Here is a 22,881-nt window from a genome sequence, read left to right as displayed (position 1 = left end):
GCGCTGCGCCGCAGTCGCGGTGCAGAGGTACGAAGGAGGAGATGTGGCTCGACCAGGTCAACGCGGGTCCGGTCGTGCGCGCACTGACTCCAGCGCTCAGCGCCGCCGCGCCCCGCGTCCCGCTGAGCAGGGGATCATCCCCGTGCTCGCAGAGGTCGCCCGCGAGGTCGACAGTGCCGTGCGGCGCCCGCCGACGCGTCCGGCGGTGCGCACGAAGTTCCAGGTGGTGGCGCTGCTCGTGCGCGAGGAGCGGGCCCGCCTGATGGCCGACGCCGGACTGTCCGCGTCAAAGCGCACCGAGCAGCTCAAGCGCCTCGACGGGGTGGCGACGCAGCTGGCCAAGACCGCTGCCCGGGATACGACGCTGCTCGAGCTGCTCGCCGAGGACGCCCGGCTCTCCGACGCGGCGCGCGCGTTCAAGGCGACGGTGATGCGCGCTGGAGGCCTCGAGCCGCCGGAGGAGGAGCCCACGCCCGCGCCGCCCACAGCGCCGGCGATCAGCACCGCGCCCCAAGTGGTGCCTCGGTCCGTGATCTCACGCCAGTTGGCGAACCCGTTCCTGGCCCCCGACTACGAGGCCGCGGCTGAGCGGATCGCGACGCGGGCCCGCCGCCTGGCCGGCTGGGAGCTGCTCGAGCCGCTCTTCAGGTCATTCGAGAAGGCCGCCACCGGCGCTCCTGCTTGTATGCGGATGCCCGACGCCCGCCCGGCGTTCGCATCCCCCGGCCGGGTGCTGATGCCGCACCAGGCCCAGGTCGTCGCGGCCACGACCCGCGGCCATCGCACGTTCCTGCTGGCCGACGAGCCCGGTCTCGGTAAGACCGCCCAGGCGCTGCTCGCGGCCCAGGCTGCTGACGCGTACCCGCTGCTGGTCGTGGTGCCCAACGTGGTGAAGACGAACTGGGCGCATGAGGTGGTGCTGTGGACGCCGCACCGTCGGGCCACGGTCGTCCACGGCGACGGCGACAAGGTCGACGGCTTCGCCGATGTCGTGATCGTCAACTACGAGCTGCTGGACAGGCACGTCGGCTGGCTCGGCAACCTGGGCTTCCGCGGCATGGTCGTCGACGAGGCGCACTTCATCAAGAACAAGACCTCCCAGCGCTCCCAGCACGTCCTCGCGCTTTCTGAGCGGATCCGCGCCCGCACCGCGCGGCCGCTGCTGATGGCACTGACCGGCACCCCGCTGATCAACGACATCGAAGACTTCCGGGCGATCTGGCAGTTCCTCGGCTGGATCGACGACAAACAGCCACTCGGCGCGCTGCAGACCGCCCTGGAGGAGACCGGGCTCACCCCCGCCGACCCGGGCTTCTACTCCGCCGCGCGGGACAGCGTGATCAACATGGGCATCGTGCGCCGCCGCAAGGCCGACGTGGTGGCCGACATCCCTGCCCGCCGGGTGGCGGACCTGCCCGTCGAGCTCGACGGCGCCGTCGGCCGCTCGATCCGGGCCGCCGAGGTGGCGCTCACCCGCCGCATGGTCGAGCGCTACCGGTCCGCCATCGAGATGCGCAGTCGCGACGGCGTCGTGGACGGGATCGACCACGAGCTCGTTCGCCGGGTCGCGGCAGGGGAGCTCAAGGACTCCAGTTCGAAGGCCAGCGGCGAGAACGTGTTCACGATGGTCCGCCGGATCGGCCAGGCCAAGGCCGGGCTGGCCGCCGACTACGCCGCGCAGCTCGCCCGCAACGTCGGCAAGGTGGTGTTCTTCGCCAAGCACGTCGACGTGATGGACCAGGCCGAGCAGACCTTCGCCGACCGCGGCATCCGCTACGCCTCGATCCGCGGCGACCAGACGCCCAAGGCGCGCGAGAAGAACATCAAGGCGTTCGTCGAGGACCCTGACGTGTCGATCGTCGTGTGCTCCCTGACGGCCGCTGGCGTGGGGCTGAACCTCCAGGTCGCGTCCAACCTGGTGCTGGCCGAGTTGTCCTGGACCCACGCCGAGCAGACTCAGGCCATCGACCGGATCCACCGCATCGGCCAGGACGAGCCCGTCACCGCGTGGCGGATCATCGCCGCGCAGACCATCGACTCCAAGATCGCCGAGCTCATCGACAGCAAGTCAGGCCTGGCCGCCCGGGCGCTGGATGGGGCGGCCGACGAGGACCTCCCGTCGTCCACGGACGTCCAGCTCGAGACCCTCGTCGGGTTGCTGACTGACGCGCTCGCCGCGGAGGGCATGGGCTGAGCCACCGCCGCCCGATGGGTCAGTGGTACCCGGATTGCGAGAACGCGGGCGCCATCGCCTCGATCTCGCTGGGAGTCAGCCACTGCGCTGCGACAACGCGCCACGCGCCGACCGTGTCGGCGACCTCACGCCGGATGCGGTCTGCGTCCGCGGGGGAGAGTCGGAAGTAGTCGGCGACGGACATGACGAGGTCGATGCTTGCCGTGTCGTCGGCCGTGTCGATCGCGGTCGACAGGTGCTTCGGTCCCGGGGCGGGGTCCGGGTTCAGGTCGAACGCGGGCGCGAGTGCCCATGAGGTCCCGGACGCCTTGACGAAGCCGTGGTTGCGCAGGTGGTCGTCGGTGTTCGACACCATGACGTTGAACAGGATCCGCCGCCACAGTTGGGCGAGGTCGTCGGTCGCGCGCGCCGCGTGCTGCTCGATGACTTCGGCGATCTCGAGGTAGCTCCGCTGGTCGCCGTCTGAAGCCTCGAGCATGGTCATCGCGCTGACATAGCCCACACGCTGACCGTCGGGCAGGCGGTCGAACCGGTCGATGACGAGCACGTGCCGCCCGGCCAGATTCAGCAGTGTCGAGTCCGGGACCTCGATGCCGGCCGCGCGGGCCAGGTCGAGCGTGACCTTCTCCCACGCCATGACGTTCCAGGTGTCGTGTGCGCCGGAGGGGAACTTCGCGATGGCGATGCGGTTGTTCGCGTCTCGGACGTGCGCCTTGGGCCGGGCGCCGCCCAGCGAGCTGCCAGCCCGCAGGAGTCGCTGGAGGTCTGGGAGTCGGATGTCGTCCCGCTCGGCGGCATCCGCGAGTGAGAGCAGCTCAGGGAGGTCGGTCAGCGCGGGGACGCCCGTCTCCTCGGTGGCGAGGAATGGCCCGTCGGCATGGCGGAAGCGCAGTGCTCCCTGACGGAGGTCGTCCCGGACCCCCAACAGGTAGTCGACCTCACGCAGCGTGCGCGCCGTCCGGCCTCCTTCGCGAGCAGCGTGCGCTTCTGCGCGGTCGAGCAGGGTGCGGCCCCACCGGTCGGGTGAGCAGTCGGTCATGGCGCCGAACATCGTGCGCCCGACAGCGGTCTGGCTTGGAGCGGTGCTCAGTGGCAGGCCCGGGTCCAGCGCGTAGGCGCCGGGGCGTGTGACGTAGTCCGCGCCGTACACGAACGTCGCCGATTCGGTCCGGCCTCGCTGGTGGGTGTAGAGATTCCCCGCTTCGACGTCGCGTCCGGCCGTCGCGGCGCACACGGTGACCTCGGTCATCGAGGCTCCTTCCGGCGCACGCGCGTGGGGAGTTTCTCAGCGGCGCGCAGCCGCCCGACATCGCTCGACAGCGGGTCCGCGGCAGCGGTGATCTGGTCGAGCATCCCCAAGGCTCGGGCCACCCTGAGCACGCTCTCCAGCGTGGCGCCCTCGCCGTGCTCGAGGCGTTGGAGGGTTTTGACCCCGATGCCGGCACGGTCGGCGACCTCGGCCGCTGTCAGTTCTCGAAGCCGCCGCCATGTGGCGAGCGACTCCCCAAGTTCCTCCATCGCCCGCGTCACCGCGATCGGTGTCCGGGTCGCCATCACTGCTCCTCACCGGTCATAGATGACCACTTATCTCGTTCAAGAGGTCATTATTGACCGATCATAGCGGTCTTGATGAAGGGCATGAGGCCAGCATCTAGCGGAGGGCGAGGGGTAGGCCAGGCTCGTGAGCGCGTTCGCCAGCCCGCATGTCCCGCCCGTCGAGCACCGCGTGCAGCGCCCCCGTCACCACGACTGCCACTGTCGGCAGCCAGTCCGACGCGGTGGGGAACGCGAGCAGCGTCCCCACCGCGGCGAGGTACATGTTCGCGAGCCCGGAGCTGGTCCGGACCCCGCGCAGCGCGACGTCAACGGCACGCAGGACGCGGGGGCTGTCCGTGACCTCGCCGGCGCGGATCGTGGCGCCGTCGCGGATGGCGCCGGCGTAGGCGAGCATCCCGAAGCCGACGGCGCCGAGGATCGTGACGAGGGCTGCGGTGCGCCACCACGACCCGTCGAGCGCGTTGAACGTCGCGGGGATGGCGAGGAGCACCCCGATCGTCATCGCCACGAGGTCTCCGGCTGGCACACGGGACAGGTCGAAGCCGCCCGCCGCTGACGTGACGCCGGACCGGTTGGCGAGCGCCCACAGCCCGGTGGGCAGCAGCACCATCCACACCAGCGCGTAGTCGCGGATCATCACCGCGAAGAACAGCCCGAGGCCCACACCGACCACGAGCCCGAGGGCGTGCAAGGCGATTCGGGTGGTCCACCGCCGAGCCGTCGAGGGTGCGGGCGAGGACGGACGATGCGCGGACACGCGCACAGGGTAAGCAGGAGCCAGCGCGCGCCCGCAGCAGGCGCGACCTGCCCCGTCCGCCGCCTCCACCTTCCGATGCAACCGCCGAGGTTCCACCCTCCGCCCGGCGCGGCATCAGGCCCCCGATTCCTAGCGTCGAGTCACGTCACCGACACACTCCGACGAGAGGAACCTCCGATGAGCGTCATCACAGCCGCTGAGGCACCAGCACCTCCCCGGCGCGGCGGCGCGCTCGACGTCGTCCGGCGCCGCCCGATCCTGTCGTTCTTCGTGCTGGCGAACCTCGCCAGCTGGATCGCATGGATCCCGTACATCCTGTCGCAGCACGGCCTGGGCGTCTGGGACTTCGCGTTCCCCGGTGGGATGGGCGGCGGACAGATTCTGGGCATGCTGCCCGGCGCCTACCTCGGGCCCATCGGCGCGGCCCTCTTCGTGACCGCGGTCGCGGACGGCCGTGCGGGGGTGCGCGCATGGGTCCGGCGGCTGTGGCGGTGGAAGGTCAACTGGACCTGGTACGTCGGCATCCTCGTCGGCGTCCCCGCCGCGATGGTGCTGGCCGCGCTGGCGTTCACCGGCGGCGAGGCGCAGCTGCCGTCCCTGACCATCCTGGTTCCCCTTGTCATCGGGCTCATCATGCAGATGGTCACGACCGGGCTCGCCGAGGAGCCGGGCTGGCGCGACTTCGCGCTCGTCCGCGTGCAGCGCCTGCTGGGCGCCCCCTCGGCGGCGGTCATCATCGGCGTCATGTGGGGCGTGTGGCACCTCCCGCTGTACCTGACGGAGTGGGGCGGCTGGCCTGACGTGCCGTGGTACCGGCCTGTCGAGCTCATCGCCTTCTGCGTCGCGTTCAACGTCCTGATGACGTGGGTGTTCAACCGGACCGGGCAGAGCCTGCCGATGGCGATGCTGCTGCACGTGAGCATCAACAACACGGCAGGGGTCGTGTGGGGCGAGATGTTCCCCGCGATGCACCGTGACGTGGGGCAGCACGCGCTGCTGGTGGGGGCGACCGCGGCCGCGATCGTGGTGCTCGTCGGCACCCGCGGGCGCCTCGGCTACCAGCCCGATCGCCTCGACGGCCAGATCGCCGACCAGCCCGTGGCGGCGCGTCTATCGTGACGTGGATGATCGAGCGCCTCGCTCAGCACGGCCGCCGGACGGCGTACGTCGTCCCGGCGGCCTGCTGGGTGCTGTCGATGAGCCTTCTCGCCGCCTCCGTGATCATGCAGCAGTCCGACCCGTCGGCCGCCCGTGGGGTGCCGGGGTTCGGCGACGCGGCGTGGTGGGGGTCGGCAGCGGTGCTGGGCTTGCAGGCTGTCGTGCTCTGGGGGCTGCGGGGGCGCCCACGCGCCACGCTCCTGGCGGTCGCCGCAGGGCTTCCCGCGCTCATGGTCCTCGGCGAGGGCATCGGGGTCGGACTCGTGGCGGTGCTCGTCGCGACGTACCGGGCGGCCCTCGCGGCGCCCGGCCGACGGCTCGCGCCGACCTTGCTCGGAGCCGGCGCCCTGGTGGCGGCAGGCGTCACCGCCGCGGGGCTCCGGAGCGGCAGCGCGGAGTCGGCGGCGATCGTCGGGGGCCTCCTGCAAGGGGCCGCGGCCGTGGGACTTCCCCTCGTCTTGGCAGCCCTCGTCGGCGCCCGACGAGAAGCCGACGCGGCGCTCGCGGGCACAGCGGAGGCGCAGAGCCGGGAGCGTGACGCCTTGGTGCAGGTGGCCGTCGAGCGGGAGCGGACGGCGATGGCGCGCGAGCTGCATGACATCGCGGCGCACCACCTCTCGGGCATCGCGGTGATGACCGCCGCCATCGGCCGGCAGATCGACGTCGACCCGGACGGCGCCAAGCAGGCGGTCGCGCAGGTCCGCGAGCAGAGCACGGCGATGCTGCGGGACCTGCGCAACTTAGTGGTGCTGCTGCGCGACACCGACTCGCCGTCCGACCCGTCCGGCCCGGCCGGGCCCGTGCGGATGGAGACGCTGGCCGGCATCGGCGAGCTCGTCGCACGGGCGAGCGAGTCGGGGTCGGTGGTCTCGCTGGAGACGTCCGGCCCTGTGGCGGAGCTCGCCACGTCGGGCGCCGTCGGGCCGTTGGCGCAGCTCGCGGCGTACCGCGTGGTCCAGGAGGCCCTGGCGAACGCCGCCCGACACGCGCCCGGCGCACGCTGCGAGGTGCGCGTGGACGCGCAGGCTGAGGGCCGCGTCGAGGTGGCGGTCCGCAACGGCGCCCCGGGCCCTGGCGAGGCACGGGTGCACCACGGCCCCGGCTACGGTCTGGTCGGGATGCGGGAGCGCGCGGACCTGACCGGTGCCACGCTCCGGTACGGGCCCACCGACGACGGCGGGTGGCAGGTCGCGCTCGCGATCCCCGTCGCAGTGGCGCCCGCGGCGCAGACGACGAGCACAGGGGAGGCCTCATGACCGACGTCAGACCCGCCCTCGCGACCGTGCGGGTCCTGGTGGCCGACGACCAGCCCCTCGTCCGCGCCGGCCTGTCCACGATGCTCGCGACTGAGCCAGGCATCGAGGTGGTCGGGGAGGCCGCCGACGGGGCCACCGCGGTGGAACTCGCCCTCGCGCTGCGGCCCGACGTGGTGTGCATGGACATCCGCATGCCCGGCAAGGACGGCGTCACGGCCACGCGCGAGCTGTGCGGCCCGGACGTGGCGGACCCGATACCCGTCCTCGTCCTGACGACCTTCGACGTCGACGAGTACCTGTTCGGGGCGCTCGAGGCCGGCGCGTCGGGCTTCCTGCTCAAGGACGCCGAGCCCGCGACGCTCATCGAGGCGGTCCGCTCGGTGGCCGCCGGACACGGCATGCTCGCGAACGGGCTGACCCGGCGGGTCCTCCGCGAGGTCGTGCACCGACGCCGCACGCAGCCCGTGACGGCCGCACGCGCGAGCGAGCTGCTGACCCCGCGCGAGCTCGACATCCTGCTGCTCCTGGCGCAGGGCATGTCCAACGAGGAGATCGCGCGCGAGCTGTTCCTCGAGGTGTCGACGGTGAAGTCGCACCTGGCCCGGTCCATGCCGAAGCTCGGCGTGAAATCGCGCCTGCAGGCGGTGGTGTGGGCGTACCAGAACGGCATCGTCGACATCGGCGGCTGACACTGGCCTGCGCCCCTCCGCGACGAGCCGCCTCACACGAGCGGTGATCAGCCGGTCGCCGATCCCTTTGCCTCCTGGGAGTCCTGGCCGGAGGCACGACGCTTCGCGACGGCGGCACGGGTGTCCTCGGCGATCAGGTCGCCGTTGAGGGCGGCGCCCGCGGTGAGGCCCGCGGCGGCAGACATGACGACCTGCGCTCGCGGATCTGCGACGTTGCCGGCCACCCAGACGCCGGGCACGGCCGTCAGACCGGTGGGGTCGGCCGCGACGTAGCTGCCGATCACCTGCCCGCCCATCTCGAGGACCGTGGTCGTCAGGCCGAGCGAGACCAGCGCGTCGACGCGGGCGTGGAGTGTCGTGGCGACGACCAGCGCCTGCCGCGGGACCAGCTCTCCGTCGGCGAGCCGGACGCCGTCGGGCTCCCACCCGACCACCTCGCCCTCGACCACCCGGATGCCGCGGGCTGCGAGCTGCTCGGCCTCGTCGTCGCTCGGCTGCGGCGCGGTGTGCTGGAACAGCACGACGTCGTCGCTCCACTGCCGGAACATCAGGGCCTGGTGCACCGCGAGGGGGCCGGTCGCCAGGATGCCGAGCGCCTGGTCCTGCACCTCCCAGCCGTGGCAGTAGGGGCAGTGCAGCACGGTGCGGCCCCAGCCCTCGGCGATCCCAGCGACGTCGGGGAGCTCGTCGACGAGCCCGGTGGTGACGAGCAGCCGTCGGGCGGTGACGGCCCGGTCCACCAGCATCACGAGGAAGCTCCCGTCGGGCAGCCGGGTGGTGTCCTGCACGGCGCCGTCGTGGACCTGCACGCCATACTGCTGCACCTCGCCGCGGCCGATCGCGAGCAGCTCGGCCGGCGGGGTCCCCTCACGCCCCAGGTAGTTGTGCACATGCCCGGCGGGAGCGTTGCGCGGCTCGCCCGCGTCGACCACCAGCACCGATCGGCGCGCCCTGCCCAGGGCCAGGGCCCCGCTCAGCCCGGCTGCGCCGCCACCGATGACCACCACGTCGTACGTCTCGTCGTCCATGCCTCCAGCGTCCGGCCCCGGGGCCCGGTTCGCCGAGAGATCTTGCCGATACGGCAAAGTGGGGCCATGGCGAGCCACCGTGACGTCCTGCAGGCGGTTGGACCACGGCTGCGGGCGCTGCGGCTCGCGCGCCACCGGACGCTGGCCGACGTCTCCGCGGCGACGGGGATCTCGGTCAGCACCCTGTCGCGCCTCGAGTCCGGGCTGCGGCGGCCCACCCTGGAGCTGCTGCTGCCGCTGGCCGAGACGCTCCAGGTGCACCTCGACGATCTTGTCAACGCCCCCGCGACGGGTGATCCACGGGTCCACCTGAAACCGCTCTCGGCGTGGGGCTCGACGTTCATCCCGCTGACCAGGCGCCCCGGCGGGGTGCAGGCCTACAAGCAGATCATCGCGCCCGGCTGGCCGACGGCCCCGCCCGAGCAGTCGGTCCACCCGGGCTACGAGTGGCTGTACGTGCTGTCCGGCCAGGCGCGCCTCCTGCTCGGCGACCAAGACCTGACCCTGAGCGCCGGGGAGGTCGCCGAGTTCGACACGAACCTGCCGCACTTCGTCGGCAACCCCGGGCCGCACCCGGCCGAGGTCCTCCACCTGTTCGGCCGCCAGGGCGAACGGATGCACGTCCGCGCCCGACCGCGTCGGTGAGCATCGAGTCTGATCAGCGTCAGCCGAGGCCACCCAACGCGAGCAGGAGCACCTGGGCGAGCAGGATCTTGGGATCATCGCGACGGGGTAGACCATCGCGTACCCGACGTTCGGCGCCTCGTCTCCCGAGTCCTCGAGCGCGTAGCCGAGCACCGCGGGCTGCGTCTGCTGCGCCGAGACCATCCCGGTGAGCTGCCCGAAGGGGATGCGCAGCAGCCGGTAGCCGATCACGAGCGTGAGCATCGGGACGACGATCGAGATGACTGCGCCGATCAGCAGCAGCGTCACCCCGGAGTTCGCCGCGAACATCGTGCGGAACGTGTAGCCCGAGCCCAGCCCCACGGCCGCCAGGAACAGCATCAAACCGATCTGGCGCAGCGTGAGGTTGGCGCTGTACGGGATGGTCCACACGATGGGCCCGGTGCGGCGCAGGGCCCCGAGCACCAGGCCGACGATGAGCGGGCCCGCCGCGGAGCCCAGCTCGAACGTCAGACCGCCGGGCAGCGGCACCGTGATCGCGCCCAGCAGCAGGCCCAGCGACATGCCCAGGCCGAACGTGAGCAGGTCGATCTCGGAGAGGTGCTTGTACGAGTCGCCGAGCCGTTCGGTCACGGCCTTCATGCGCGCCCGTCCGGCGACGACGCGCACCCGGTCGCCGAGCTCGAGCACGGTGTCGCCCGTCGCGGTCACGTCGACGTCGCCGCGCCGCACCCGCGTCACGATCGCGTCGTAGTCCTCGGGCAGGCGCAGGTCGCGCAGCCGGCGGCCGACGACATCGGTGCGGGAGACGAAGATGCGCCGGAAGTCGTAGCTGCTGCGGTCGAGCGCGGGGTGCCGCGGGTCGCGCTCACCGATCGCGGTGACGGCCGTCTCGACGTTCCCCGGCTCACCCACAACCGAGACGAGGTCGCCCTCGCGCAGCCGCACGTCGCCCTCGGCGAGCATCGTCTCCGTGCCGCGCTGGATGCGGCTCAACACCACGGGGACCCCGAGCTCGCGCTGCAGGTCCCGCACCGTCTGGTCGATCGCGGCGGGTGCGGTCACCCGGGCCGTGACCGACGCGATCTCCTCCTGCACCAGGTGCAGCGACGCGAGCCGGCCTGCCTCCTTGCGGTAGTCGACCCGGAAGAGGCGACGCGCGATCGCAATCGCGATGATCGGCCCGAGCACCCCCATGGGGTACGCGATCGAGTACCCGACCGTGGGCTCGGTCGCGGCCGCCTCGCCCGAGCCGCGCACGGCCTCGATCACCCCGGCCAGCGCGGGCGTGTTGGTCGTGGCCCCGGCGAAGAACCCGGCCGCGACCGTGGGCTTGAGGTCGAAGATCCCCGCGGCGAGGAAGACGAGCAGCGCCGCGAACGAGAGGACCACGACCACGAGCGCGTTGTCCCGCAGGCCCTTGCGGTTGAAGGACGCGAAGAAGCTCGCGCCGCTCGAGAGCCCGATCGTGTAGACGAAGATCGCCAGGCCGAGGGTGCGGGCGAACTCCGGGATCACCAGGTCGGGGTTCTGGGCCCCGATCACCAGCCCGACGAACAGCACCGCCGCCACGCCCAGGCTCGCGCCCCGCACGTGCACGCGGCCCACCGCGAACCCGAGAGCGGCGGTCACGAAGAGCAGCAGCACCGGGTTCTCAGCGAGGAGCGCGACCATGCCCTGGTCCTCTTTCCGCGAGTGGGACCCCACGACTCTGCGGGGAGGCGACGTTCCAGCCGGGACAACAGTGCCGGTCCGCGGGCGCCCGCACCCGGGTCTTGAGTCCCGTCGTCGCGGCGTGGGTGCGACGTGGATCCCCCCGCCGCGGACACCGAGATGCCCGACCGCCTCCATCGGCGATCGGGCATCCCGGGTGTGAGCGGCGGATCAGCGCATCAGCACGGCGAGTTCGTCTGCGTCAGCAGCCCGAGCCGCCACGGCAACGCGTTGTACTCACCTGACGCGTTCGGATCCAGCCCTTGGTAGAGGTACCGCAGGTTGCACGGGCTGATCTCCATGGTCTGGTCGGTGCCGGAGCGCAGCATCTCGCCGTGGCTGATGTCCCGGGTCCAGGCTCCCGCCGGGAAGGTGACGTTGTTGGCCCGGGCGAACGGGTTGGACTCGGTGTCGGCCAGAGCCGTCCAGGAGCCCGTGATGGACGGGGCGGTCCAGGAGCGGAAGTACCGCTTGCCGTCCGTGCCGATGGCCTCGTGGACCATGAGCCAGCTGTTCTGCCCGGCGATCTTGTAGATGTTCGCGGCCTCGAACAGGCGGAAGCGGTCAGAGTCCTGCATCGCGATGACGGTGTTGGTGAAGCCGTTCGGGAAGTTCGCGACAGTCGTCTCCGAGCGGTACAGATGCCCGTTGTCGTCCGAGGAGAACAGGTAGCACTTCGCGGTGTCGCACACCGTCCAGAAATCGACCCAGTACCCGTCGCCGATGTTGTCGCGGATGATCTGCGGTTGCGAGGAGTAGAAGCTCTTCGGGGCCGACCAGGACGCGGGGTTGGAGATGTCCGTGGTGGTCGAGTACGAGCCGCCCGCGCCGGTTTGGTAGACGAGGTACCACTGGTTCTGCGGGGCGAACCAGAACACCTGCGGCGCCGCGCGGTATCCGGCGCCGATGCCGGATCGGTCGAGGTAGTACGGCGTCGCGGAGGACGCCTGCGACCAGTCGGTGAAGCTCGTGTACATCATCTGGTAGCTGCCGGCCCACACTGTGGCGAACACGTGCCACTTGCCGTTGGCGTACACCACTGTCGGGTCCTTGACCGAGGTCGCCGCGTGCGAGCTGTCCGGCTTGGGGCTGATGAGCGCCCCGCTGGAAGACCAGCGGAAACTCGACGGGAGCGTCCCCGTGGGCGGCGTGGTGGGTGTCGGCGTCGGCGTCGGGCTGGTCGTGGGCGGGGGAGTCGGGTTCGTCGTCGTGGGCGGTGGCGTGGGGTTCACGCTGCCGTTGCACAGCGTGCCGTTGAGGCTGAAGCTCGTCGGGTTGGTGTTGGTCCCGCTGAACCCGCCGTTGAAGCCGAACTCCACGGAGCCGCCCGCGGGGATCTGCGGGTTGTAGGCGACGTTCCGCGCGGTCACCTGGTTGCCGCTCTGGGTGACTGTGGCGCTCCAGGCCTGCTGCACGGTCTGGTTGCCGGGGAACGCCCAGGTGACGGTCCAGCCGTTGATCGCCGAGGTTCCGTGGTTGGTCACCTTGACGTTGGCGGTGAACCCGGTGGGCCATTGGCTGGGCGCCGAGTAGGTGACGGTGCAGCCCGCGCCGGTCACGGGCGGTGGCGTGGGGCTGGGTGTGGACGGGGTGGGCCCGGGCGTCGTGGTGGTGGGCGTCGGAGTCGGGGTCGGGGTCGCCGCGTTGAGGGCGTTCAAGGTCGAGGTGTAGGCGGCCTTCTTGTTGCCGGACGCGTCGAAGAGCAGCGGGTTCGCCCCGGTGCGCCACGAGTCGCTGTCACGCACTCCCCACACCGTGATGCCGGTGCACCGCGCCACCGCCAGGCAGGCGCGCGTCACGGCCTGGTAGATGTTCGCCTGGTTGCTGCCCTGCTCGACGTCGAGCTCGGTGATCTGCACGTCCACGCCGAGGTCCGCGAACCGCTGGATGTTGGCCTGGTAGTCGCTGGGGATCGTGGTCCCGAGGTGGCTCTGGAGGCCGACGCAGTCGATGGGCACGCCGCGGGCCTTGAAGTCCTTGACCATGTTGTAGATGCCGGTCGACTTCGCGTTGATCCCGTCGGTGTTGTAGTCGTTGTAGCAGAGCTTGGCGTTCGGGTCGGCGGCCCGTGCGGCGCGGAATGCGGCCTCGATCCAGTCGTTGCCGGTGCGCTGCAGGTTGGAGTCCCGGCGCCCACCGGACGACCCGTCGGCGAACGCCTCGTTCACCACGTCCCAGGTGTGGATCTTGCCCTTGTAGTACGTCGCCACTTGGGTGATGTGGTTGAGCATCGCGTTGCGCAGGGCGGTCCCGGACATGTTCTGCATCCAGCCGGGCTGCTGCTGGTGCCAGGCCAGGGCGTGGCCGCGCACCTGCTTGCCGTTCTGCCGCGCCCAGTTGACGATCCGGTCGCCATTCGCGTAATTGAACTGGTTCTGCGACGGCTCCGTCGCGTCCATCTTCATCTCGTTCTCGGCCGTGATCATGTTGAACTCACGGTTCGCGATGGTCGTGTACGTCGTGTCGTTCATCCGCCCCGCGGCCAGCGCGGTGCCGAAATAGCGGCCGCTCTGCGCGGCGGCCTCGCCCAGGGTGGTGGCGGCGGCGTGGGCGGGCACAGCCGCGGACAGGCCGGCGAGCGCGAGCGCCGCGGACAGCGTGGTGGCGGCGAGCGCTCGTCGTCCTTGTCGTGGTGTGGTCGTCATCAGGGACCTCTCTTCGGACCTGGCGTCGTTGGCAGGCAGACGGGACGGGTGCCCCTGTCATGGGAAGTACGGCCACGATCTCGTGGCTGTGTGAGCGGGTGTGAGCGCTCACATTCGCAGCGGGGTGGGCGCCGGTCTAGATGCGAAACGATTCCGTGCGGGCGTCTTCCGGGCGGTGAGGACTCACGATCTCCTGCTGGAGTCGCGCACCACCAGGCTCACGGGCGCCGTCAGCCGCACGGGCTCCCCGTCGTCACCAGCGATCCTGCGCTCGATCACCGAGACCGCATGCTGCACGATCCAGTCGCGGCGGACGTTGACCGACGAGAGTCCCGGCGTCGCGAACTCGCTCATCCTCAGGTCGTCGAAGCCCACCACGGCGACGTCCTCCGGCACGCGCAACCCGGCGTCGTGCAACGCGGCGAGGACGCCGTGCGCGATCTCGTCGGTGATCGCGAAGACCGCGTCGAACTCGAGCCCGTCCGCCAGCGCTCCGGCCACAGCCCGGCGGGCGTCGGCAGCGGCGTATCGGGCGTCGCCCAGCAGCAGACGCCCGTCCGGGACCACGCCGGCCTCCTTATGCGCCGCCCGCCAGCCGCGAGTGCGCAGCCCCGACATCGAGTCCTGCGCCCCGGCGCCGTCTGCGCGGCCCGTGGCCACCCCGCCGGCGACGGCGACCCTCCGCGCGCCGCGGTCCAGCAGATGCCGCACCGCCAGTCGCGCGCCCTCGACATTCGCGATGCAGATGTGGTCGAACCGGGGCGGGACGGCCTGCTCGCCGAGCAGCAGCAGCGGTTGGGCGCTCCGCAGGGCGTCGACCTCCTCATAGGCGAGGCCCACGGCGCTGAGGATGACCCCGTCGTACTGCCCGAGCCGCGCCTGCGACAACGCCGACAGCTCGCCTTCCCGGCTGGCGCCGGACTGCGTGACGACCAGGTGGCGGCCGTGGCGGGCGAACTCCGCCGCGAAGCCGGCGGCCAGCTCGGCGAAGTACGCGTGGTCGAAGCTCGGCACGATCAGCGCCACGGTGTCGACGCGGCCGGCGCGGAGCCGGCGGGCGGTGAGGTTCACCTCGTAGTCCAGCTCGTCGACCGCCTGCAGGACCCGCAGTCGGGTGCTGTCGCCCACCCGGGAGCGGCTGTTGAGGACGTTGGAGACGGTCATCGTGGACACGCCCGCGAGCCGGGCCACGTCGCTCATGGTGGGCACGCGTCTGCGCTTGTCGACCGGCGGTTCCACCTCGAGCCTCCTCGGGTCGGGGACGCCTGGGCCGGTGGCGCCTCCTCGGTGGGCAACTGTGGCAGCCGTGACGCCGTTCCCACCAGGGCGAGTCAGGCGCGCCATCGTTGCAGTGCCGCCCGTGTATCGATAGACAGGCGCCTCCGCGGAGCCCTCGACGAAGGAGCCCCCGTGAGCGAAGGAGCCCCATGACCCAGGTCGAGCAGCACGTGCCGATCACGCTGCCCGACGGCGCCACCCTGCGCGCCACGGTCCACCGACCGGCGACGGACGAGCCCGTGCCGGTCGTCCTGGCCCTCACGCCCTACCCGGTCGACGCCGCCCGGCAGGAGATGGGGGAGTCGGAGCTCGTGGCGCGCGGGCTCGCGGTCGTCGTCGTGGCCCTGCGCGGCACCGGCGCGTCGGAGGGCGCGTTCGTGCCGTGGCGCGGGCATGTCGAGGACGCGCGCGCGGTGATCGAGTGGTGCGCGCGGCAGCCGTGGTCGACGGGCTCAGTCGTCGGCTGGGGGCGCTCCTACCTGGCGCAGGCCCAGCTGTACCTGGCGTCCACCGGCCACCCGGCGCTGCGGGCGATGCACTTGGGGGTGTGCCCGGGCGACCCCGTCGGGATCATCTACCGGGGTGGCGCGGTGGTGTTGGGCTCGGCCCTCAACTGGGCGACGGCGATGACCCGCGGTGAGCTGATGCGCGCTGCCGCGCGGGGCGAGGACGTGACGGCCGAGCTCGTCGAGTGGGAGGCGCTCGCGGCCGATCCCGACGCCGCCGCCCGCACGGCGCCGCTAGCGGACCAAGCGCTGCTGAAGCGGCGCTTCCCCGCGTGGCGGGACTGGATGACCCACCCCGCAAGCGACCCGTGGTGGCAGCAGTGGGCGCTGCCTCCCCGACCTGCCGTGCCGACGCTGTTCGTCGCCGGCTGGCACGACCTCTTCCGGGACCTCACCCTGCGGCAGTTCACCACCGCGCAGCACCCCGGCTCGCGGCTGGTCGTCGGGCCGTGGGGCCACGGCGTCCCCGGGCAGGCGTTGGGCGAGGTCGACTACGGGCGCTCGGCGGCACGCGGCGCCGAGCAGCTGGGAGCGGACGGCGTCGAGTTCCTGGTGGCCCACGCGACCGGCGAGACCGACGACGCGACCGGCCCCCGGGTGCGCGTCTTCGTGATGAGCGAGAACGCGTGGCGCGACCTCGACGCCTGGCCGCCGCCCGACACGGTCTCGACGGCCTGGCATCTCGCCCCCGACGGAGGGCTGGCTCCGGAGGCCGTGGACGGCAGTGCGGAGCCGTCCACGTTCGTCTTCGACCCGTGCGACCCCGTGCCGACGGTGGGCGGCCCCAACCTGTTCGCCCGTGGCGACGCCGCCCGGGGGACCGGGCAGTGGGACCAGCGCCCGCTCGACCACCGGGCCGACGTGCTGCGTTTCGTGTCCCCGCCGCTCGGCGAGGACGTCACGGTCATCGGGGACGTGGTCGTCCACCTGTGGGCTGCGACGGACGCGCTGGACACCGACTGGACGGCGAAGCTCGTGGATGTGCATCCCGACGGCAGCGCCCTCGCGGTGCTCGACGGGATCGCCCGGGTCCGCGAGGTGCTGGGGGAGCTGGTCCCACCCGGCGAGGTGCGCGAGGTCGCGGTGGAGCTCGGGGCCAGCGCCCACACCTTCCGCGCAGGCCATCGCCTGCGCCTGGACGTCTCCAGCTCGAACTTCCCTCGCTTCGACCCCAACCCGGGAACGGGCGCCGGAGCCGGCGTCACCGAGTGGTCGGAGTTCCGGGTGGCACATCAGCAGGTGCTCCACGACCAGGGCCACCCCTCGCGGCTCGTCCTCCCCGTCGCGCCGTGACTTGGCGGGCCGCCCTCAGTCGAAGTCGAGCACGAAGTACGGCCCCGCCTCGTCGTGCTCGATGCGCCCTGTGCCGGTGAGCCCTGCGAAGTCCCCGGTTCCCGATCCCGGCACCACATGCGCGAACGCGCTGTCGCCGTCCACCTCGAGGCCCCCGTGGTGCAACGTGAACGCGCCGGCCCGCCCGTCGTCGAGGACGCCCTCGATGCGCTCGGCGGCGAGGTAGCCACGGCTGCCTTCCTCCTCGCCGGAGGAGATGAAGTGCGCGACGCTCGTGCCGACGATCCCGGCCGTGTAGGTCTTGCGCATCACGACGGCGCTGAGCCACCCGCCGTCGATCCCGTCGAGGGAGGCCGGGTCCCACCCGTCCACGTCAAAGCGGGCGACCACGGTGTCGACAGTGGGGGCGATGCTGGCGAGTCCGTCGAGCATCATCCGCCAGTTCGCGGTGGCATGCTGGGCCCCGGCCTCGTCGCGGTTGCCGTCCTGGACCACTGTGACGCGGCTGCCGCGATCCTCGGGCACGATCTCGAAGGTGACGGTCTGGTGGTTGGCGGGCACGTCGGGCAGGCCCGAGGACGGGCTGAAGAAGTCGGTGACGAGCAGGTGGGGCGGGGTGACCTCCAGGACGACGCCGTGGGCGTCGTACTGCGTGCCCTGCCACTCGCCGCGGTAGCGGATGGGGCTGCCGACCTGCCAGTCAGTGGAGAGCTCGGTGCCGAAGAAGTACTGCCGCACCAGCTCCGGTTCGGTCAGCGCCCGCCAGACCGCCTCCGGCGTCGCATCGACGTGAATGTCTGCCCGTGCCTCGTGCATGCTCGTCGCCCCCGGTCTCGCGCCTGCGGCGCCGTCGACTCTCATCGTCGCCCTGGCCCCGCCGGCCGTCGAGCGCTCCGCCGGGGTCATGAGCGGGGTCGCCCGCACGCCGCGCGCGGGGCGTCGCGCGGGGCGTCGCACGGAGAGGTCCGCGACCAGCGCAGACATCTCCCGTGAGGCGGCAGGCGGGTCCGAGGCGTCCTCCGGGCGCCCGCCCATCCGCCCCGGAATCCGCATGACTATCCGGTTTTCACCGAGTTTCCCGGCGCTTCGTTCACCCGCCTGCGCGCCCCTGGACATTTGACCAGCGCCGCTCGCACGGGGCACACTGGTGCTCGACAGTGCGCATCGCCTGCCCCCTGCGCGGTGCGCACTGTTCTTCGTCCGGGCTCGGGCGGGAGGCTGAAAAGCCGCCCGCCCGAGGACCCGCGACAGCTCCCCGATTCACCGGGTCGAGCGCCCTCCCTCTCCTCTCTGACACCCGTCACGCATGCCCTGTCGCGGGGCTCTGCTGTGGGCTCCGGCGCGCCAGGAGGGCCATCGCGGCCTGTGGGCATTAGCGTTCGGCGAGTGAACGTTCCCGCGCGCGCCCCCGGCTCGGGACCCGATGTGGATCCCGCGCCCGGCGCGAACCCGATCCCGGCCTCGACCGCCGCCCCCTCCACTGGCAGTGCCGCTACGACCGGCGCTGCCGCTACGACCGGCGCTGCCCCTGCGACCGGCGCTGCCCCTGCGACAGGCCCTGACCCCGTGGCCGCGCAGCCCACGCCCGCCGTCGTGGCGCCGCCCACCGCAGCCGAGCTGCTGAGCGGCTCGCTCGCGGCCTGGCGGGCCGCGCTCGTGGAGGCGGCCGGCGGCTCCACCCTGGCCGATGTCGACCTGTTGGGCGACGCGGCACTCGACCTGTCCGCGGCCCACCCGTCCGGGATCGCCCAGCTCTTCGCCGGCCGGGAGACCAGGCTGTCCAACCTGGTGCGGGAGGGCGGGGCGCTGGCCAGTGCCAAGCGCCGTGCCCGAGCGGTCAGCGCACGCGCCGAGCGGTACGCGCAGCGGTACGGCATCGCCCCCACCTACCTGGCCATCGGCGTCGCGACGTGGACGGAGCGCACGACGCCCGACATCGCCGAGGACGACGTCGCCGCGCTCGCGGCCGTCACCCGCCCGCGCCCGCCGCAGCCCCGCGCCGAACAGCCCCGCGCCGACCAGCGGCCGGACGGCGAGGCCGACGCCGTTGCCGCGCCCGCCGCCCGCACGGTCCGGGCGCCCGTGCTGCTCCGACCCGTCTCGTTGCGCGCCCGGGGGAGCGGCGAGAGCGACTACGAGCTGGCCCTGGAGCCGTCGCTCGAGGTGAACCCCGTCATCGCGCGCGCCCTGCGCAGCCGCGGCGCGCTGCTCGACCCGGGCGCCGTGGCCCGTGGAGCGTTCACCGGCACCGGCTTCGAGCCCCGTTCGGCGTTGCAGAGGCTGAGGTCGCTGGGCGAGGCCGTGCTGGAGGACTTCCGGCTCGACGAGAGCATCGTCGTGGGCACCTTCGTGCACCCCGGGCAGGTGCTCGTCGACGACCTGGACTCGCTGGCCGGCACGCTCGACCGCCATGAGGTCGTCGCGGCGCTCGCAGGCGTCCCCGAGGCCCGGGCCCGCCTGGCCCGCCCGCTGCCCGAGCCGGTGCGCGGCGACCGCGACCCCGATCTGGAGCGGGGCGTCGGGGACCTCGACCCGGCGCAGCAGCACGTCCTCGACGTGCTCGCCACGGGGGAGCACCTCTTCATCGACGCGCCGACCGGGTGCGACGTCACCGGCACCCTCGCCGCCGTGGTCGCCGACGCGGCGGCCTCGGGGCGTTCGGTGCTGTACGTGCCGGGGCACCGTCGGGCCGCGGCCGCGCTCAGCGCCCGGCTCGACGCGCTGGGCCTCGGCGACCTGCTGCTCGATGTCGCGCCCGAGGCCGGCTGGCGCCCCGCCGCCGGCCGACGGCTGCTCGCCGCGATGACCCTCGAGGCTGAGCCTGTCGACACCGCCCGGCTCGGCGCCCTGCGCCGTGACCTCGTCGCGCATCGCGAGCAGCTCCGCGCGTATGTCGACGCCCTGCATGCGGCCCGCATGCCGTGGGGCGCGTCGGCCTACGACGCCCAGCAGGCGCTGGCACGGCTGACCGCCACCCGGCCCGCCCCGCGCACCCGCGTGCGGCTGCCCGTCGAGGTGGCCCGGACGCTGGACGCCACGCGCCGCGAGCAGCTCGCCGACGCGCTGGCCCGCGCTGCCCGGCTCGGCGCGTTCACGCTCCGGCCCACCGACACCCCGTGGCACGGCGCCGGCCTGCGGACCGCCGAGGCCGCCGCTGACGCGCTGGCACGCCTCGACCGGCTGCTCACCACGGGCCTGGCGGGCATCACCCGCCGGGTGCGCGAGGTGGCCGACACCACCGGGCTGCTGGAGGCTGGCACGCTCGCGGGCTGGGGTGAGCAGTTGGTGATGCTCGCCGGCATCCGCGGGGCGCTGGACGTGTTCCAGCCGATGATCTTCGAGCGGACCGCCTCCGACCTGGTCGCGGCCACCGCCACCAAGGAATGGCGCGCCGAGCACGGGATGCCGATGGGCTTCTGGCTGCGGCGCCGGCTGCGCAAGCAGGCCCGCGACATGGTGCGCCCCGGCCGCCCCGTCGCGGACCTGCACAGCGCGCTGATCGAGGTGCAGGTGCAGCGCGACATCTGGCAGGCGCACTGCCCGGCGGGCGGCTGGCCGAGGCTGCCCGACGGCCTGGCCGCCATGGAGGGCGAGCTGCGCGCGGTGCTGGCCGACGTCGAGGTGCTCGACCAGGTGCTCGCGACGACGCCGGGGGGCGGGCGGCTCGCCGAGGTCCCGTTCGCCGAGCTGGTGGACCGCCTCCAGCGGCTGCAGGACGACGCGGCCGCGCTGGAGTCGCTGCCCGAGCGCACCGCGACACTCGCCGAGCTCGTGGCCGCTGGGCTGGGCGGGCTCCTGGACGACCTCATCAGCCGCAAGGCGGACCCCGCGATGGTGGGCCCCGAACTCGAGCTGGCGTGGTGGAGCACCGTCTTCGAGCACATCCTCACCGCCGACCCCGCGCTCGCCGGCTACGACGGCGCCGCGCTCGGGGCCCTGAGCGCCAGGTACGCGCACCTCGACCGCGCGCACGTCGCGAGCCTGCCCGGGCCGGTGCGCACCGCGGTCATCGGGCACGTCACCGCCGCCCTGCGCCACCACCGCGATCAAGCCGAGTCGCTGTTCGCCGAGCTCATCGGCGACCGGATGACGAGCCTGCGGGACACCGTCGCGCGCTACCCGGACCTGGTCCGCAAGCTGCGCCCGGTGCTGGCCGCCGCGCCGATGCTCGTGCCGCAGGTGCTCCCCGCCGGCCGCACCGTCGACGTCGTGGTCATCGACGCCGCTGCGCACCTGCCCATCGAGATCGCGCTGGCCGCCATCGCGCGCGGCCGCCAGGTCGTCGTGGTGGGCGACGCCCGCTGCGCGTCTGGCACCGCCGTCCGCGCGCTCGCGGACGTGCTGCCGGTCGTCGCGCTGCGTGCCGACGCCTCCCGCCGTGACCCGTACCTCACGCAGTTCCTCGCCGACCACGGGTACGCCGGGGTGCTCAGCCCCACACCGCTGCCGCACAGCGCCCCGCTGGTCCGGCTCGACGTGATCGACGGCGCCGGGATGCCCGATGCGGCCACCGGCGCCGTCGAGAGCACCCGCGCCGAGGTGGAGCACGTCCTCGAGGCCGTGCTGACCCACGCGCTCATGCACCCCGACGAGTCGCTGGCCGTCATCGCGTCCTCCCCGCTGCACGCCGAGCAGGTGCGCGAGCGGGTGCTCGCCGAGGTGCGGGACAACCCGGCGCTGGCGGTGTTCTTCGACGCCCGCCGCGCGGAGCCCTTCGTCGTCGCCGATCTCGCCGGTGTCGCCGGGCTGCGCCGTGACGCCGTGCTGCTGTCGCTCGGGTACGGCCGCACCCCGCATGGGCGCGTGCTGCACCGCTTCGGCCCCATCAGCGCGCCGGGCGGCGACGCGCTGCTGCTCGACGCCTTGGGCGCCACCCGGCACCGGTTGCACGTCGTCTCGTGCTTCGGCGCCGACGACCTGGACCGCGACCGGCTGCGTGGCCCCGGCGCCCAGCTCCTGCACGCGCTCCTCGACTTCGCCGCCCGACGCGGCAACGGAGAGACGACCTCGCTCATCGCCGCCCCCGACGCCGACGAGTCTGCTGACGCGCCCACATCCGGCGACGCGCGCACAGGGGCGCCCGCGGCCGCGCCGAACGAGTCCGACCGCCTGGTGATCGACCTGGCCGAGCGGCTGTGGCGGCATGGGCTGCTCGTCGAGGTGGACTACGGGCTGCCGGGCGGGACGCGCATCCCCCTGGCCGTCGGCCACCCCGAGCTGCCAGGCCAGCTGCTCGTCGCGGTGCTCACCGACGACGAGGCCTATGTCGCCGAGCAGAGCGTGCGCGTGCGCGACCGGCAGACCGCCGACCGGCTCGAGCAACTCGGCTGGAGCACCGTGCAGGTCTGGTCTGCCGCCGCGTTCCTCGACCCGCAGGCCGAGGTCGACCGCATCCGGCGGGTCGTCCAGGCGCGTGTCGTGGCGTCGCGTCCCGCGCCGGTGCGCGCCGCCCGGCCGTCGGTGGCGCCTGTCGGGCAGGCTGGGCTGCCGGAGCGGCTGCCGGTGGGGCGCGTGGTGGACTACGCCCCGCAGACGGGCGCCCTGCCCTTCGTGCTCGAGCACCAACTGGCCACGGGGGCCATCCCGGTGGTCGACGGTGACGCTGCCCCCGATGCGCCGGGCGCCGCGGAGGCGGGGGCGGGCGTCACGCCGCGGGGGCCTGTGTCCGGCGAGGGCGCCGTGCCCGCGGTGGCCGGGCCGACAGTCGTCTGGGAGGTCGACGGCCAACCGGCGGCATCCGCGTCGTCCGCCGATGCCGCGGGTCAGCAGCCGACGCTGCCGGTGCGGGCCCAGCCGCGTCCGCCCGTGCGCTCGGGACTGCCGATCAGCGCGTACAGCGACGACGAGATCGGCGAGGTCGTGGCGTGGTTGGTGTCGGACGGGGCCCAGCGCTCGCGTGAGGACCTGGCCAGCGAGGTCCGCGACGAGCTCGGCATCACACGACGCAGCTCGCGGGTGGACGCCGTGATCGCCGCCGCGGTGCGCCGTACCCGCTGATCGGGCGGCGGCCTCCACGGTGGGATCATGGGATGGTGAACCAGATCGACCCCCGAGCAACGAGTGAGCCCCGCGAGCCCGCGCAGCGGCCCGCGCCGAGGCGTCCGGTGATCGACGACGCCCCGTTGATCCCCGACCGCAGCGCCGACGACTCCGACACCGGCTGGGGCGACGGCTCCGACTCCA

13 protein-coding genes and 2 pseudogenes are annotated in these 22,881 nt (G+C 72.9%); 7 read left to right on the top strand and 8 right to left on the bottom strand.

All coding sequences use genetic code 11. The features are described 5' to 3' along the window. Positions 1 to 43 precede the first annotated feature (43 nt). A complete protein-coding gene (locus BN3788_RS09840) occupies positions 44 to 2,194 on the top strand; it encodes a DEAD/DEAH box helicase (protein ID WP_066585167.1) in 2,151 nt (716 codons plus the stop codon). Positions 2,195 to 2,213: 19 nt separating this feature from the next. Here BN3788_RS09840 and BN3788_RS09835 read toward each other — a convergent pair whose 3' ends face one another. The 3 genes from BN3788_RS09835 to BN3788_RS09825 form a co-directional block, all read right to left on the bottom strand. Then, positions 2,214 to 3,443 (bottom strand): type II toxin-antitoxin system HipA family toxin, encoded by a 1,230-nt coding sequence (locus BN3788_RS09835; RefSeq protein ID WP_066585163.1) that lies wholly within the window; start codon positions 3,441 to 3,443, stop codon positions 2,214 to 2,216. After that, positions 3,440 to 3,748, bottom strand: a complete 309-nt coding sequence (locus BN3788_RS09830) for a helix-turn-helix domain-containing protein (protein WP_066585161.1) — start codon at positions 3,746 to 3,748, stop codon at positions 3,440 to 3,442. The genes BN3788_RS09835 and BN3788_RS09830 overlap by 4 nt, the downstream gene beginning before the upstream one ends. Before the next feature lie 97 nt (positions 3,749 to 3,845). Then, the gene (locus BN3788_RS09825; protein WP_147525101.1) at positions 3,846 to 4,508 is read right to left on the bottom strand and encodes a hypothetical protein; all 663 of its coding nucleotides are present in this window, start codon (positions 4,506 to 4,508) and stop codon (positions 3,846 to 3,848) included. A gap of 177 nt (positions 4,509 to 4,685) precedes the next feature. On the opposite strand from BN3788_RS09825, the gene BN3788_RS09820 reads away from it, so the two are divergent. The 3 genes from BN3788_RS09820 to BN3788_RS09810 are packed head-to-tail and all read left to right on the top strand — an operon-like array spanning position 4,686 to position 7,611. Then, positions 4,686 to 5,627, top strand: a complete 942-nt coding sequence (locus BN3788_RS09820; protein WP_066585158.1) for a CPBP family intramembrane glutamic endopeptidase — start codon at positions 4,686 to 4,688, stop codon at positions 5,625 to 5,627. A gap of 5 nt (positions 5,628 to 5,632) precedes the next feature. Further along, positions 5,633 to 6,922: a sensor histidine kinase gene (locus tag BN3788_RS09815; RefSeq protein ID WP_147525100.1), complete on the top strand. Its 1,290-nt coding sequence runs from the start codon at positions 5,633 to 5,635 to the stop codon at positions 6,920 to 6,922. Further along, on the top strand, positions 6,919 to 7,611 hold the full coding sequence (locus tag BN3788_RS09810; protein ID WP_066585151.1) for a response regulator: 693 nt from the start codon (positions 6,919 to 6,921) through the stop codon (positions 7,609 to 7,611). The genes BN3788_RS09815 and BN3788_RS09810 overlap by 4 nt, the downstream gene beginning before the upstream one ends. Positions 7,612 to 7,658: 47 nt before the next feature. On the opposite strand, the pseudogene BN3788_RS09805 reads toward BN3788_RS09810, so the two are convergent. After that, positions 7,659 to 8,612, bottom strand: a pseudogene (locus tag BN3788_RS09805) (NAD(P)/FAD-dependent oxidoreductase); the annotation flags it as partial. Between BN3788_RS09805 and BN3788_RS09800 the strand changes: the two are divergent. Further along, positions 8,502 to 9,284: a helix-turn-helix domain-containing protein gene (locus BN3788_RS09800; protein ID WP_390620120.1), complete on the top strand. Its 783-nt coding sequence runs from the start codon at positions 8,502 to 8,504 to the stop codon at positions 9,282 to 9,284. The pseudogene BN3788_RS09805 and the gene BN3788_RS09800 overlap by 111 nt on opposite strands. Positions 9,285 to 9,368: 84 nt before the next feature. Here the strand turns inward: BN3788_RS09800 and BN3788_RS19770 are convergent. The 3 genes and pseudogenes from BN3788_RS19770 to BN3788_RS09785 form a co-directional block, all read right to left on the bottom strand. Next, positions 9,369 to 10,937, bottom strand: a pseudogene (locus BN3788_RS19770) (aspartate:alanine exchanger family transporter); the annotation flags it as partial. A gap of 218 nt (positions 10,938 to 11,155) precedes the next feature. Further along, positions 11,156 to 13,621 carry a non-reducing end alpha-L-arabinofuranosidase family hydrolase gene (locus BN3788_RS20115; RefSeq protein ID WP_066585140.1) on the bottom strand — a complete coding sequence of 822 codons (2,466 nt, stop codon included), beginning with the start codon at positions 13,619 to 13,621 and terminating at the stop codon, positions 11,156 to 11,158. 183 nt (positions 13,622 to 13,804) lie between these two features. Next, a complete protein-coding gene (locus tag BN3788_RS09785) occupies positions 13,805 to 14,860 on the bottom strand; it encodes a LacI family DNA-binding transcriptional regulator (RefSeq protein ID WP_234346590.1) in 1,056 nt (351 codons plus the stop codon). 188 nt (positions 14,861 to 15,048) lie between these two features. Between BN3788_RS09785 and BN3788_RS09780 the strand changes: the two genes are divergently transcribed. Next, the gene (locus BN3788_RS09780) at positions 15,049 to 16,698 is read left to right on the top strand and encodes a CocE/NonD family hydrolase (RefSeq protein ID WP_066585137.1); all 1,650 of its coding nucleotides are present in this window, start codon (positions 15,049 to 15,051) and stop codon (positions 16,696 to 16,698) included. 15 nt (positions 16,699 to 16,713) lie between these two features. On the opposite strand, the gene BN3788_RS18640 is transcribed toward BN3788_RS09780, so the two are convergent. After that, positions 16,714 to 17,514, bottom strand: coding sequence for an SRPBCC domain-containing protein (locus BN3788_RS18640; protein WP_159066883.1), 801 nt, complete (start codon positions 17,512 to 17,514; stop codon positions 16,714 to 16,716). A 750-nt stretch (positions 17,515 to 18,264) separates the two neighbouring features. Between BN3788_RS18640 and BN3788_RS09770 the strand changes: the two genes are divergently transcribed. Then, positions 18,265 to 22,695: a hypothetical protein gene (locus BN3788_RS09770; RefSeq protein WP_082812777.1), complete on the top strand. Its 4,431-nt coding sequence runs from the start codon at positions 18,265 to 18,267 to the stop codon at positions 22,693 to 22,695. Positions 22,696 to 22,881 lie beyond the last annotated feature (186 nt).

Origin of the sequence: Cellulomonas timonensis (assembly GCF_900046455.1) — a bacterium.
Lineage (GTDB): Bacteria > Actinomycetota > Actinomycetes > Actinomycetales > Cellulomonadaceae > Cellulomonas_A > Cellulomonas_A timonensis.
Note: the sequence above shows the minus strand (reverse complement) of the source record. Positions and strands in the feature narration are given on the sequence as shown.